Annotated in this window: 17 protein-coding genes and 1 riboswitch; of the genes, 7 read left to right on the top strand and 10 right to left on the bottom strand. The window is 28.4% G+C overall.

What is annotated here, in order from left to right:
- Positions 1–30: 30 nt before the first annotated feature.
- Positions 31–134: riboswitch (SAM riboswitch) on the bottom strand.
- Positions 135–294: 160 nt separating this feature from the next.
- On the top strand, positions 295–495 hold the full coding sequence (locus PWP28_RS02415; RefSeq protein WP_109603532.1) for a helix-turn-helix transcriptional regulator: 201 nt from the start codon (positions 295–297) through the stop codon (positions 493–495).
- A 12-nt stretch (positions 496–507) separates the two neighbouring features.
- Positions 508–948: a hypothetical protein gene (locus PWP28_RS02410; RefSeq protein WP_109603531.1), complete on the top strand. Its 441-nt coding sequence runs from the start codon at positions 508–510 to the stop codon at positions 946–948.
- A gap of 244 nt (positions 949–1,192) precedes the next feature.
- On the opposite strand, the gene PWP28_RS02405 is transcribed toward PWP28_RS02410, so the two are convergent.
- From PWP28_RS02405 to PWP28_RS02375, 7 genes are read right to left on the bottom strand one after another with little or no spacing between them, the layout of a single operon-like run.
- Complete coding sequence (locus tag PWP28_RS02405; RefSeq protein ID WP_109603529.1) at positions 1,193–1,603, bottom strand: biotin/lipoyl-containing protein; 411 nt, start codon at positions 1,601–1,603, stop codon at positions 1,193–1,195.
- A 17-nt stretch (positions 1,604–1,620) separates the two neighbouring features.
- Positions 1,621–1,986, bottom strand: coding sequence for an OadG family protein (locus PWP28_RS02400; RefSeq protein WP_308644198.1), 366 nt, complete (start codon positions 1,984–1,986; stop codon positions 1,621–1,623).
- Between the two features lie 15 nt (positions 1,987–2,001).
- A complete protein-coding gene (locus PWP28_RS02395) occupies positions 2,002–3,555 on the bottom strand; it encodes an acyl-CoA carboxylase subunit beta (RefSeq protein ID WP_109603527.1) in 1,554 nt (517 codons plus the stop codon).
- Positions 3,556–3,568: 13 nt separating this feature from the next.
- A complete protein-coding gene (mce, locus tag PWP28_RS02390) occupies positions 3,569–3,967 on the bottom strand; it encodes a methylmalonyl-CoA epimerase (RefSeq protein ID WP_109603526.1) in 399 nt (132 codons plus the stop codon).
- On the bottom strand, positions 3,960–4,883 hold the full coding sequence (meaB, locus tag PWP28_RS02385) for a methylmalonyl Co-A mutase-associated GTPase MeaB (protein ID WP_264150074.1): 924 nt from the start codon (positions 4,881–4,883) through the stop codon (positions 3,960–3,962). Before meaB ends, mce begins: the two co-directional genes overlap by 8 nt.
- Positions 4,861–5,265 (bottom strand): cobalamin B12-binding domain-containing protein, encoded by a 405-nt coding sequence (locus tag PWP28_RS02380; RefSeq protein ID WP_109603524.1) that lies wholly within the window; start codon positions 5,263–5,265, stop codon positions 4,861–4,863. The genes meaB and PWP28_RS02380 overlap by 23 nt, the downstream gene beginning before the upstream one ends.
- A gap of 15 nt (positions 5,266–5,280) precedes the next feature.
- Complete coding sequence (locus tag PWP28_RS02375) at positions 5,281–6,954, bottom strand: methylmalonyl-CoA mutase (RefSeq protein WP_109603523.1); 1,674 nt, start codon at positions 6,952–6,954, stop codon at positions 5,281–5,283.
- 212 nt (positions 6,955–7,166) lie between these two features.
- On the opposite strand from PWP28_RS02375, the gene minC reads away from it, so the two are divergent.
- Genes minC through PWP28_RS02350 form a run of 5 tightly spaced genes read left to right on the top strand, consistent with a single transcriptional unit; the run spans position 7,167 to position 11,231 of the window.
- The gene (gene minC / locus PWP28_RS02370; protein ID WP_109603522.1) at positions 7,167–7,769 is read left to right on the top strand and encodes a septum site-determining protein MinC; all 603 of its coding nucleotides are present in this window, start codon (positions 7,167–7,169) and stop codon (positions 7,767–7,769) included.
- A 24-nt stretch (positions 7,770–7,793) separates the two neighbouring features.
- On the top strand, positions 7,794–8,816 hold the full coding sequence (locus PWP28_RS02365; RefSeq protein WP_109603521.1) for a M20/M25/M40 family metallo-hydrolase: 1,023 nt from the start codon (positions 7,794–7,796) through the stop codon (positions 8,814–8,816).
- Positions 8,813–9,838 carry a M42 family metallopeptidase gene (locus tag PWP28_RS02360; protein WP_109603520.1) on the top strand — a complete coding sequence of 342 codons (1,026 nt, stop codon included), beginning with the start codon at positions 8,813–8,815 and terminating at the stop codon, positions 9,836–9,838. The genes PWP28_RS02365 and PWP28_RS02360 overlap by 4 nt, the downstream gene beginning before the upstream one ends.
- Positions 9,839–9,840: 2 nt before the next feature.
- On the top strand, positions 9,841–10,845 hold the full coding sequence (locus tag PWP28_RS02355) for a M42 family metallopeptidase (protein WP_109603519.1): 1,005 nt from the start codon (positions 9,841–9,843) through the stop codon (positions 10,843–10,845).
- 8 nt (positions 10,846–10,853) lie between these two features.
- Positions 10,854–11,231, top strand: a complete 378-nt coding sequence (locus PWP28_RS02350; RefSeq protein ID WP_109603518.1) for a methylglyoxal synthase — start codon at positions 10,854–10,856, stop codon at positions 11,229–11,231.
- Positions 11,232–11,254: 23 nt separating this feature from the next.
- Here PWP28_RS02350 and PWP28_RS02345 read toward each other — a convergent pair whose 3' ends face one another.
- Genes PWP28_RS02345 through PWP28_RS02335 form a run of 3 tightly spaced genes read right to left on the bottom strand, consistent with a single transcriptional unit; the run spans position 11,255 to position 12,816 of the window.
- Positions 11,255–11,770: a biotin transporter BioY gene (locus PWP28_RS02345; protein WP_109603517.1), complete on the bottom strand. Its 516-nt coding sequence runs from the start codon at positions 11,768–11,770 to the stop codon at positions 11,255–11,257.
- Between the two features lie 6 nt (positions 11,771–11,776).
- Positions 11,777–12,289 carry a chromate transporter gene (locus tag PWP28_RS02340; RefSeq protein WP_109603516.1) on the bottom strand — a complete coding sequence of 171 codons (513 nt, stop codon included), beginning with the start codon at positions 12,287–12,289 and terminating at the stop codon, positions 11,777–11,779.
- The gene (locus tag PWP28_RS02335) at positions 12,283–12,816 is read right to left on the bottom strand and encodes a chromate transporter (protein ID WP_109603515.1); all 534 of its coding nucleotides are present in this window, start codon (positions 12,814–12,816) and stop codon (positions 12,283–12,285) included. Before PWP28_RS02335 ends, PWP28_RS02340 begins: the two co-directional genes overlap by 7 nt.
- Positions 12,817–12,827 lie beyond the last annotated feature (11 nt).

The raw sequence follows: 12,827 nt of genomic DNA, 5'->3' as shown, positions 1-12,827 counted from the left end.
TCTATTGTTTGAAAGAGGAATAAATATTTTATCTTATCTTTCATTTCAAATAGAAATGTCGGATTTAGCACCAACGCAATTGCAGGTTGCTGAAGTATCAACGGGCCGATTCCCTACTCTTCTCTGGATAAGTACTATTTAATTTGATAAAATAATAACATAATTATTTTTATTTGTCAAATTTGATTTAAATATTTTATATTTTATTTTTTGCAAAGTTAGCTTGACAAAAAATGCAAAGTATGCTAAACTAAAAATGTAAAGTTAACTTTGCAAAATTAGTAGGTGATTTTTTTGAAAAATAAAATTAGAGAATTAAGGAAAAAGAACAAATTATCTCAGGAAGACTTGGCATTGGAAGTAGGCACTACAAGACAAACGATAACTTCTATTGAAACTGAAAAATATACCGCTTCTTTGATTCTTGCATATAAGATATCAAAATATTTTGGGTTATCAATTGAAGAAGTTTTTGATTTTTCTGAAATAGAATAGAGGAGATGAACCATGGAGAATTTTAGAAAAAAAGTTATAAAAAGAATTAGAATTTTAACTGTATTTATTTTGATTTTTTGTGTTTATATTGTTTTGGATGTTTTTTTTATTAGGAATAATATTGATTCAGAGAATTTTATAAATTCTTTTCAATTTGGATTGATGTTTGGTTTAGAAATGTTAGCTATTATAAATTTAATCAAATTGAATAAAGTTGTTAAAAGTGATAAAAAATTAAAATTATTGTATAATAAAGAAAATGATGAAAGATTAAAGTTAATACGTAGTAAAGCAGGAATGCCATTATTGCTTATTAATTCGGTTATTATGATAATATCGGGTATAATATTGGGGTATTTTAATACAATTATATTTTTAACTCTAATAATCACTGCCGGTATTCAAATGTTGATTGGATTGTTCATAAAATTTTATTGTTTAAGAAAATTTTAGGTTAAAATATGAAAAAATTTTTTATAGGATCTTTTTTGTATACAATAATGATATTATTAATAGTTTTTATGTTTGTTAATTTTTTTATATATCGATTTCCAGATTGGATTGTAAGAATTGTAGGAATTTTTATGTTAATCAATATATTTTTAATTTCATATAATATTAATAAAAAAATAAAAAGATAATTTTTGAGTTTGTTATTAATATATAAAAAAGGGCATCATTTTGATGCCCTTTTTGATTATTTTAATATTATTACTGGTTGATCTCCATCGACTGAATCACCTTTTTTAACAAGTATTTTATCAATTATTCCTGAATATTCAGATTGTATATCATTTTCCATTTTCATAGCTTCTATTACTAATAATTTATCACCTTTATTTATTTGTTGACCTTCATTTACTAATATATCTAATATTACTCCTGGAAGTGGAGCTAAAATTTCTTCTCCAGAAGATTTTTCAACGATTTTTTCTTCTTTTTTTGGTTCTGTTACTTCTTTTTTTGCGATTGTTTTTTCTAGATTTTTTTCTTGAGGTTTTATATCAATATTTTGTTGGGTTTTATTTTCTATTATTTCATTATTTAATTCTTCTACTTCTACATCATATGATTTACCATTTACTTTAACTTTAAAATTTTTAATCATTTTCCTACCCCTCCAAATTATCTATTTGTTCTCCATATTTGTACTGGTTGAACAGAACCCCATCTTGCAGGTTTTGATTGTTTGATTTTTATTTCATTTTCTTTTTCTATACTTCTGATTTTATATTTTTTGTTACCCATAAAATACGAAATTGCAGCACTTATTGCAGCAATTTCTTCTAAATCATCTTCTTTGTTTTCTGCAAAATATTTTGTTTCTTTAGAAATAGTTTCTTTAGGAGATATTTTATTTAATTTTTTAAGATCTTTTTTTGTATTTTTTGTAGATACTTTTCCAAATATTATGAAAACTATCATTAATATCAATAGTACAATAAAAACCGTAAAAATTCCTGTTAGAGTTATTAAAGCAACATCACTCATTTATATTCGCCTCCATTATAATGGAATATTTCCATGTTTTTTGTTAGGCTTAGATTCAGCTTTAGTTGAAGCGAAATTAAGTGCATAGGATAATTTGTATCTTGTTTCTTTTGGATCTATTACATCTTCGATGTATCCTCTGGCAGCTGCTTCATAAGGGTTTGCAAATCTATTTTTATATTCATCTATTTTTTCTTTTCTTGTTATTTCAGGAGTTTCTGAATTTTTTATATCTTTTGCAAATATAATATTTGCAGCACCTTCTGGTCCCATAACAGCAATTTCAGCTGTTGGCCAAGCATAAACAAAATCAGCTCCTAAATGCTGAGAAGACATTGCTATATATGCTCCTCCATAAGATTTTCTTAGTATTATAGATAATTTTGGTACAGATGCTTCAGAGTATGCATATAATAATTTTGCACCATGTCTTATTATTCCACCATGTTCTTGATTCACTCCTGGCAAGAATCCAGGTGTATCAACAAATGTTATTATTGGAATATTAAAAGCATCACAAAATCTAATGAATCTTGCAGCTTTATCTGAAGCATTTATATCTAATGCACCAGCAAGAACTTTTGGCTGATTTGCTATTATACCTATTGATTGGCCTTCCAATCTTGCAAACCCAATTACCATATTTTTTGCAAAATGGGGTTGTATTTCAAAAAATGATTTTTCGTCAAAAACTTCATTTAAAACATCTCTAACATCATAAGATTTTTTTGGGTTCGGAGACACTAATTCATATATTTTATCTGATATTTCTTTTTCTTTATATTCAATATTTTCTACAGGGTCTAAATTATTAGCAGGTATATAAGAAAGAAGTTTTTTTGTCAAATTCATGGCTTCTTCATCATTTTTTGCTATTAGATGAGCAACTCCGCTTATTGAATTATGAACTTTTGCTCCTCCTAAACTTTCTTTATCTACATTTTCACCAGTTACAGCCTTTATTACTTGAGGACCAGTTATAAACATTTGAGAACTTTTATCTACCATTATTATAAAATCAGTTATAGCAGGAGAATAAACTGCACCACCAGCACATGGACCAGCAATAACAGTGATTTGTGGTATTACTCCTGAAGAAATAGTATTTCTATAGAAAATTCCACCATAACCGTATAAAGCATCTATTGCTTCTTGAATTCTTGCTCCACCTGAATCATTTACTCCTATTATAGGTACTCCAAATTTTAACGCCATATCTTGGACTTTCATTATTTTTTTTGCATGCATTTCTCCCAATGATCCACCTTGTACTGTAAAGTCTTGAGAAAAAACGGCAACTCTTTTACCATTTACAGTTCCAAAACCGGTTACAACTCCATCATATGGAAATTCTTTTTTATCTAATCCAAAATAAGTACTTCTGTGTTTTACAAATTTGTCAATTTCTTCAAAAGAATTTTCATCTAAAAATAGATTTAATCTTTCTCTTGCGGTTAATTTATTTTTTTCATGTTGTTTTTCAATTTTATCTTTACCGCCACCAAGTGAGAGTTTATCTTTTTTTTCATGAAACTCTCCGAGAATATTTTTTAACTGCTCATCAGCCATTTTAATGACCTCCCTATTTGTGTTGGACAAGTTCTGTTAAAATCCCGTTTGCAGATTTAGGATGTAGAAAAGCAACTAATGTATTATGTGCCCCATCTTTAGGAACATCGGATAGAGGCTTAAAACCCATATTTTTGGCTTCTTCTATAGCTTTTGAAACATCTTCAACTTTATAAGCTATATGATGAAATCCATTTCCTCTTTTTTCTAAAAATTTTGAAACTTCTGAATTATCTGATATAGGTTGTAATAATTCAATTCTTGTATCTCCTATCTCTAAAAAAACTACTTTCAATCCTCTATCTTCTAATATTTCTTCTCCAGAAGGTTCTATTTTTAACAAATTTTTATATAAAGGTAATGCTTCTTCGATTGAATTTACAGCAATACCTATATGATCTATTTTAGTCATTTGATTTACCTCCAGTTAATTTTTTTATTAAATTATCTTTCAGTTCAAATAAGTTTTCTTCTTCTATTTTATAATCTTTTATTGTATAATCAAGTTTTCTTATTATGTTACTTCTTGTTCTTCTAACTTTTCTTCTTTTTATTCTATCTTCTATTTCATTTGTTTTATATAAATTTTGTTTATGTTTATCTATCCAATCAATTACCTCATCTAATCCTTTATTCATTATTGCACTTATACCAAATATTTCTCTTAAATGTTTTTCTTCGTATTCAAGATTTAATGTGTTTTTTAATTGTGTTAAAAATCTATTAGCACTTTGGAGATCTATTTTGTTTACTATATATGAATCAGCTATTTCCATTATTCCAGCTTTAAACATCTGTACTTCATCACCAGAATCAGGTGACATGACTAATAATATAGTATCAGCAACATAGACAACTTCTATTTCTGATTGGCCGGCTCCTACAGTTTCAATTATTATTTTATCAAAACCATATGAACTCATCACATCTACTATATCAAATATTGAGTCACATAATCCTCCAACAGATCCCCTTGAAGCAACACTTCTTATATAAACATTTTCAGGATTTAAAGTTCTCATTCTTATTCTATCACCTAAAAATGCTCCGCCAGTAAATGGACTACTTGGATCCACTGCAATTATTCCGATTTTTTGATTTTTTTCTGAGTATTTTTCAACCAGTTTTGATACCATAGTACTTTTTCCAGCTCCTGGAGAACCTGTTATTCCTATTATGTGAGGAGATTTATTTTTAGGAAGTTTGGAAATTATTTTCCAAGCATCATCTGGATTATTTTCTACTAAAGTTATCATTTTAGCTAAAGCGTATTTGTTTTTATTTTTAAAACTTTCGATTATATCATTAAACTTCTTTTCCCAAAACAATTTCTTTCACCCTTGTAGAAATAAGATTTAAAGAAGTACCAGGTCCAAATACTTCAGTAACTCCTATTTTTTTTAGTTGTGGTATATCATTTTCTGGTATAATACCTCCAAGGAAAAGTGGAACATTATCTAATCCTTTTTCTTTCATTATTTCTATTACTTTTTCACATAACCTTATATGTGCTCCAGATAAAATTGAAAGTCCTATTATATCAGCGTCTTCTTCAAGGGCAGTTTCAATTATTTCTGATGGTGTTTGTCTTATACCTGTATATATCACTTCCATACCGGCATCTCTCAAAGCTCTTGAAACAACTTTTGCACCTCTATCATGACCATCTAAACCTGGTTTTCCTATTACAACTCTTATTCTTCTATCCATAAAAATGCACTCCTTTTATAGAATTACCGACTCGTTGAATTCACCATAGATTTCTCTTAAAACATTAGTTATTTCTCCAAGTGTTGCATAAGATTTTACACATTCTAATATGAATGGCATAACATTTTCATTATTTTTTGCAGCATTTTTTAGAGAATCAAGATTTTTCTTTACTAAATCATTGTCTCTATTTTGTCTTAATTTTTTTAATTTTTCTTTCTGTTTTAATTCCATTTCAGGATTAACTTTTAATATTTCGCGTGGAGGTTCATGATCAGTTTCAAATTTATTAACACCTATGATTATATCTTCTTTGTTTTCAATCTTTAATTGAGCATCATAAGCTGAATTTAAGATTTCTTTCTGTATATAACCATTTTCTATAGCTTTTACCATTCCACCCATTTCATCTATTTTTTCAATATAGTTCATAGCTTGTTCTTCTATATCATTTGTTAGTTTTTCAATAACATAAGAACCAGCAAATGGATCTATTGTATTAGTTACTCCAGATTCATATGCTATTATTTGTTGAGTTCTTAAGGCAATTGTTGCAGACTCTTCTGTTGGTAATCCCAATGCTTCATCATATGAATTTGTATGCAAAGATTGTGTTCCGCCCATAACTGCTGATAATGCTTGTAAAGCTACTCTAACAACATTATTCATAGGTTGTTGTGCCGTTAAGGTTGAACCTGCTGTTTGAGTATGAAATTTTAATTTCATAGCTCTTTCGCTTTTTGCTTTAAATCTATTTTTCATTATTTTTGCCCATAATCTTCTTGCGGCTCTAAATTTTGCTATTTCTTCTAAAAAATTATTATGAGCATTAAAAAAGAAAGAAAGGTTATTTCCAAAAACATCTACATCTAATCCAGCTTTTATTGCAGCATCAACATAAGAGATACCATCTGCAAGTGTAAAAGCAACTTCTTGAGCTGCATTTGCACCAGCTTCTCTAATATGATATCCAGATATACTTATGAGATTAAATTTTGGTAAATTTTTTGAACCATATTCAAAAATATCAACTATTACTTTCATTGAAGGTTCTGGAGGGAATACATAAGTACCTCTTGCGATATATTCTTTTAATATATCATTTTGTATAGTACCTCTTAATTGTTCAGGTTTTACACCTTGTTTTTCTGCTACGGCTATTAACATTGATAATAATACTGAAGCAGTTGAATTTATTGTCATTGATACAGATACTTTATCTAAAGGAATTTCATTGAATAGAATTTCCATATCTTCTAAAGAATCAATAGCAACACCAACTTTTCCAACTTCTCCATCAGACATATCATCATCTGAATCATATCCAATTTGTGTGGGAAGATCAAAAGCAACCGAAAGACCTGTTTGTCCTTGAGATAATAAATATTTATATCTTTTATTTGATTCTTCGGCTGAAGCAAATCCAGCGTATTGTCTCATGGTCCAAAATCTTCCTCTGTACATTGTAGGCTGTACACCTCTTGTGAAAGGATACTGGCCTGGAAATCCAAGATCTTTAGAATAATTTAAATTTTCAATATCTTCAGGAGTATAAATTCTTTTTAATTCTTCTCCATATGTTGTTTCAAATTTTTCTTTTCTCTCTGGAAACTTTGATAATGCTTTGTTTACAGAATTTTGCCATTTTTCTTTTTCGCTTATTAAATTTTTATCTTCACGTTCTGCCATAGAAAACACCCCCAGAATCATTTTACATCTTATATTTTACATTATTATTTTTAATATTACAAACTTGCAAAAGATTATTATTGAATACTTTTAAAAGAATAATGAAAAAAATTTCATTCTATTTGGCTCTTATTTATTTATTTGGACTATTAAGTGTTTTCTTTTTTTGTGGTATTATATGATAGAAGAAGAATTTTGGGGGGAGTGAAGATATGGATGATTTCATATACGCCAAAATAATTGATGGTGACATTATTTTCTTTTTTGAAGAAGGTTGCACTCAAAAAGAGTTATTTGAACAGTTTCAAAAGAAATTGAATATGATGAAAAACTTTTTTAAGATGGGTGACTCTTTTTATATTTATTTAAAAGATGATACTCAGTATAATTTGTTACCTAAAGTAGCTAAGTTTGCATCTACTTTGAATTTACAACTTGCAGGGGCGTATTTTGGTGATTTACCTTCAGTAAAAAAATCAAAAAAAGAATTGAATCTCTCCAGTACAAAAATTTTTAGAAAACATGTCAGATCTGGACAAGTCATAGAAAATCCGGGAGATATAATTATTTTTGGTAATATTAATAAAGGTGCAGAGGTTAATGCTGGTGGAAGTGTAATTGTTTTTGGTAAAGTAGCTGGAATAATAAGAGCTGGTTTGAGTAATAAAAGAAATGTTTTTATAATCGCTTCACAAATGGAATCTTCTCTTATAGAAATAGCAGAAATACCTCTTTTTAATTATCAATGGCCTGAAACACCTGTTTCTATAAGAACAACTGGAGATGAAGCTTTGGTAGAACAGCTTGAGATCTAATTTTAATTTTTAGGAGGTTTTTTCATGGATACAAAAGAAGTATTGATGAAACTTTCAAACTCTTTTGGAGTTAGTTCATATGAAAGTTATACATTTGATCTGATAGAAAACATTATAAAAGAGAATTTTAAAGATATAGAACTGAGAAAATCTGGTACAGGTAATTTAATTGCAAAATATGGAAATACAGGTAAAAAAATTGGTTTTTTTGCGCATGTTGATGAAATTGGAGTTGTTATTTCAAAAATTGTTGATGATTGTTTTGCTAGAGTTGAAATGATTGGTGGAGTAGATCCAAGAGTTTTAATTTCAAAAAGAATTTATTTTGTTAAAAATGGAAAAGAGAAAATTGGAGTTATAGGTATGCTTGCTCCACATCTTCAGAATGCTAAAAATAAAAGTAAGTCACCATCATTTGATGAATTGTTTATAGATTTTTCTATTTCTGGAGGCACAAAGGATATAGATGTTGGTGATATGGGGTATATTAAAATGGAATCAAAGGAACTACAAAATGGTGTAATTACCGGAAAATCTCTTGATAATAGAGTGGGAGTTACAGTTCTTTTGAAAGCATTAGATTATTTAAAAGATTTTAAATTTGATGGAGAATTGCATCTTGCATTCAATAAGGGAGAAGAAGTTGGGCTTGTTGGAGCTAAAGGGACAGCATATGATATTTTTCCTGAGTCTGCAATAATAGTAGATGTTACTTTTTCTGAAGACTTACCGGCAAATGTTGAAACGATGTTGTTAGGCAAAGGACCTGCAATTGCAAGAGGATCGGCTATAAACGATGAAGTTTTTGATTTATTAATAAAAATATGTAAAGATGAAAATATAAAACATCAAGTAGAAGTTCTTCCTATGAGAACAGGGACAGAGACTGATGTCGTTCAAATGACAAAAACAGGAGTTAAAACAGGATTGGTATCCGTTCCAATATATAATATGCATAGTCCAGTTGAATGTGTTGATTTAAGTGATATAGATGCATCTTCAAAACTTCTCGCACTTTTTGCTATGAAAGAGGGGAAAAAAAGATGAGAAAATATTTAAAAGAATTAGTTGAAATTCATGGTCCATCTGGAAAAGAAAAAAAGGTAAGAGATTATATAAAAGAAAAAATTGAAGGTAAAATAGATGAAATAAAAGAAGATTGTATGGGTAATTTGATAGTTTTTAAAAAAGGAAATAATCCTCAAAAAAAATTAATGGTTGCTGCACATATGGATGAAGTAGGATTTTTGATTACTAAGATAAACAAAGATGGAACTTTTGGAATTTCTCCAGTAGGAGGTATCGATCCAAGAGTTGTTAAAGCTCAAAGACTTTTAATAAACGGAGAGATAAGTGCGGTAATAAATTCAAAACCTATACATCTTGAAAAAGATACAAGTGCTGTTGCTAATTATTCTGAAATAAAATTATATGCCGGCTTTACAAATGATGAAAATGCGAAGAGTAAAGTTAATCTTGGAGATATGGTTACATTTGATGTCGATTATATTGAAAGTGATGGACATGCTCTTTGTAAAGCTTTTGATGACAGAGCTGGTTGTTCTGTAATGCTTGATACTATAGATTTTTTGTTTGAAAATGATTTGAAACCAGAATATGATACTTATTTTTGTTTTGTAGTTCAAGAAGAAACAGGTCTTAGAGGTAGTGGTTCAGCGGCTGAATATGTTAAGCCAGATGCTGCTTTGATTTTAGAAGGTACGACAGCTGGAGATAATCCTGAAAATGAGCCTGAAAAATGGGCAACTCATATTGGAAATGGTCCGGTTTTAACTTTCATGCATTCTGGAGTTGTATTGGATAAAAAAATATATGAAAACATTGTAAATACAGCTCAAGATTTAAATATAATCTATCAGCATAAAATGAGAACTGCTGGAGGAACTGATGCTGCAAGACTTTCAAGAAGTATGTATGGAATACCTTGTGGAGTTATTTCTGTTCCTTGTAGATATTTACATTCTCCTAATACAATAATAAGTCTTGATGACTATGATGGAGTTGTAAAGCTAGTTAAATCATTAATTTCAGAAGGGAGGATTTTTTAATTATGAAAGAATTAATAAAAAATATAACAGAAATATATTCTCCAAGTGGAAGAGAAGATAAGGTGAGAGAATTTATAATTAATGAAATAAAGGATTATGTTGATGATATAAAAATAGACAAGTTGGGTAATTTAATAGCTATTAAAAAAGGTCAATCAGATAAAACTATATTATTTGATGGACATATGGATGAAATAGGTCTTGTTGTTACTCATATTACAGAAACAGGATTTTTAAAAGTTGATGCTGTTGGTGGAGTAAATCCAACTATTTTATTGGGAACAAGACTTCAATTTAATGGTGTTACAGGTGTTGCTGGAGTTGAAGGAGAAACGCTAAAGGAATTAAGAGAAAATAATACATCTTTAAGTATGGATAGTATATTTATAGATATCGGTGCTTCTAACAGAGAAGAAGCTGAGAAAATAGCTCCTATTGGAACATTTGGTACATATGATGCGAATTTTGTTGATCTTGGTAATAGATTGATTTCTAAAGCTATGGATGATAGAATAGCTTGTGCAATTATGATACAAGCTATTAAAGGTATTAAAGATAATAAAAACAATATTATATTTGCATTTACAGTACAAGAAGAGGTTGGTCTTGTGGGAGCAAGTGTTGCAGGTTATGACTATGATATAGATATGGCAATTGCAATAGATGTAACTATGGCTGGAGATACTCCTAAAGGTCTTAAAAGAATATCTATGGAACTTGATAGAGGACCATGTATAAAAGTAAAAGATTCAGCTTCTATAAGCGATAGAGAAGTTGTTGATTTTATTAAGGAAACTGCAATTGAAGAAAAAATCCCTTATCAAATGGAAGTATTGTTATTTGGAGGAACTAATGCAGCTGGATATCAAAAGACTAAAGCAGGAATTCCAGTAAGTACAATATCAATAGCTACAAGATATATACATACACCACATGAAGTTGTTTCATATGAAGATGTTGAAAATACTGTAAAATTAATTCTTGCTATGAGCAAGAAAGATATATAGGTGATAAAATGAATGTTGCTTTAATAGCTCATGATAAGAAAAAATTAGATTTAGTTATGTTTGTTAAAGAGTGGAAACATGTTTTTGGGCAATGTAATCTTTTTGCTACTAAAACTACTGGAACATTGATAGAAGAAAAAATAGGACTCGATATTAAAACATTCAATTCTGGTCCTCTTGGTGGCGATTTACAAATAGGTGCTCTTTTAGTTACTGGAGATATCGATTTTGTTATTTTTTTAAGAGATCCTCTTACAGCTCAACCACATGAACCAGATGTTTCAGCGTTTCTTAGAATTTGTGATGTTCATAATATACCTCTTGCTACTAATGTTGCATCAGCAGAGGCATTAGTTCTTGAAATAGAAAAACATTTGAAAAAATAATGAAATAAATAAAAAGGGATTGATTATAAATCAATCCCTTTATTCATGTATTTTAAAAATATTTTATAAACTATTAAAGCGAGTATTAATTTGAATATATCTAACCAAATAAATGTTGGAACAAGAATTTTTATTGCTAAAAATATATCTATATCTTTATAAACTTTAAAAAAATATATTCCAGTTATATATATTATTATTATTTGAAATATACCAGAAATTAAATTATTAAAATTAAAAAAATAAATAAATGAAGAAATAAAAAATCCAATCAAAAATCCACCTGTTGGTCCAAGTAAAGTACCTATTCCACTATTAAAACCAGAAAAAACAGGCAAACCTAATATACCAAGTATTAAATATATACCTAATATTTTCCATGAGTTTTTTTTCAGGATAAAAGATATTAATAATACACCAAATACTTGAAAAGTAAAGGGTATACCCATTGGTAAAGGAATATAAATCCAAGAAAATAATATCATTAAACATACAAATATAGCATATAAAGAGATTTTTTTACTTTTTATTTTTATCAACTCCGTTTATTTTAAAATAAAAATAGCTGAAAAAGCTGAAGCTAATATAATATATATTGGATCTATTTTAGTAAATATGAAAAAAATAAAAGAAATTGCTGAAATTATAAATGTACTGTATTCTTTATTTAAAAATACAGTTTCGGTAAGACTTATAAGGCTAAATGAAATTAAAAGAACAGTACCTAATTTTAAAGAGTTTAAAAGATTTTTTCTATTTACATTTATCTTTTTTAATATGAATAAGCCAATGTAAAATAATATTATAGGTGGCAATATTAAAAAAATAGTATTTAAAAGTCCTCCTATAAATCCATAAGCACTATAACCAACATAAGTAGCTACGTTAACTGCAACTGGTCCTGGTGTCATTTGAGCAATTGAAACAGCTTCATTGAACTTTTCTAAAGATAATAATCCATTATTAACTATTTCTTCTCTGAAAATCCCAACTGCTGACCATCCACCACCAAATGAAATAAAACCAACTTTAAAGAATATCATTATCATTTTTAACATTTTTTATCACAACCACGATTTTCTTTTATATAAGCAAATAATACTATTGCTACGAAAATAGGGATCATCAAATCTGATTTCATATAAACAATTATTAAAGAAAATATTATTAACATAATTTTATATAAATTCCAGGATTGATTTTTATATAATTTATAAACTAATCCTGATATCATTCCCAAAAGAGCTCCATAGGCACCCCTTAAAAATCTTTGTAGATATATATTATCTTGATATTTCATTATTATACTCGAAGCTAAAACTATTGCAAAAAATGGTGGTATCATAACCCCTAAACTTGCAAAAAGAGCTCCTTTAAATCCATTTAATTTTTTCCCAGTAAGCCAAGATATGTTAAAAGCTATTGGACCTGGTAATGCTTGAGCTATTGTTAGAAGTGTATAAAAATCTTCATCAGACATCCAACCTTTTTTTTCAAGATTTTTTTGTATTACTGGTACCATAGCATAACCACCACCAATAGTTAATGCTGATATTTTGAAAAAGGTTAAGAATAATTTTAACATATAATTTGCTC

It is taken from the genome of Oceanotoga sp. (genome assembly GCF_030445905.1).
GTDB lineage: Bacteria > Thermotogota > Thermotogae > Petrotogales > Petrotogaceae > Oceanotoga > Oceanotoga teriensis.
This window is presented reverse-complemented; position numbering and strand designations above follow the sequence as displayed.

Excerpts from the sequence above, each read along its gene's own strand:
- PWP28_RS02410 (WP_109603531.1), top strand. The coding sequence starts at position 508 with ATGGAGAATTTTAGAAAAAAAGTTATAAAAAGAATTAGAATTTTAACT.
- PWP28_RS02405 (WP_109603529.1), bottom strand. The coding sequence starts at position 1,603 with ATGATTAAAAATTTTAAAGTTAAAGTAAATGGTAAATCATATGATGTA.
- PWP28_RS02400 (WP_308644198.1), bottom strand. The coding sequence starts at position 1,986 with ATGAGTGATGTTGCTTTAATAACTCTAACAGGAATTTTTACGGTTTTT.
- PWP28_RS02395 (WP_109603527.1), bottom strand. The coding sequence starts at position 3,555 with ATGGCTGATGAGCAGTTAAAAAATATTCTCGGAGAGTTTCATGAAAAA.
- mce (WP_109603526.1), bottom strand. The coding sequence starts at position 3,967 with ATGACTAAAATAGATCATATAGGTATTGCTGTAAATTCAATCGAAGAA.
- PWP28_RS02380 (WP_109603524.1), bottom strand. The coding sequence starts at position 5,265 with ATGGATAGAAGAATAAGAGTTGTAATAGGAAAACCAGGTTTAGATGGT.
- PWP28_RS02375 (WP_109603523.1), bottom strand. The coding sequence starts at position 6,954 with ATGGCAGAACGTGAAGATAAAAATTTAATAAGCGAAAAAGAAAAATGG.
- minC (WP_109603522.1), top strand. The coding sequence starts at position 7,167 with ATGGATGATTTCATATACGCCAAAATAATTGATGGTGACATTATTTTC.
- PWP28_RS02365 (WP_109603521.1), top strand. The coding sequence starts at position 7,794 with ATGGATACAAAAGAAGTATTGATGAAACTTTCAAACTCTTTTGGAGTT.
- PWP28_RS02360 (WP_109603520.1), top strand. The coding sequence starts at position 8,813 with ATGAGAAAATATTTAAAAGAATTAGTTGAAATTCATGGTCCATCTGGA.
- PWP28_RS02355 (WP_109603519.1), top strand. The coding sequence starts at position 9,841 with ATGAAAGAATTAATAAAAAATATAACAGAAATATATTCTCCAAGTGGA.
- PWP28_RS02350 (WP_109603518.1), top strand. The coding sequence starts at position 10,854 with ATGAATGTTGCTTTAATAGCTCATGATAAGAAAAAATTAGATTTAGTT.
- PWP28_RS02340 (WP_109603516.1), bottom strand. The coding sequence starts at position 12,289 with ATGTTAAAAATGATAATGATATTCTTTAAAGTTGGTTTTATTTCATTT.
- PWP28_RS02335 (WP_109603515.1), bottom strand. The coding sequence starts at position 12,816 with ATGTTAAAATTATTCTTAACCTTTTTCAAAATATCAGCATTAACTATT.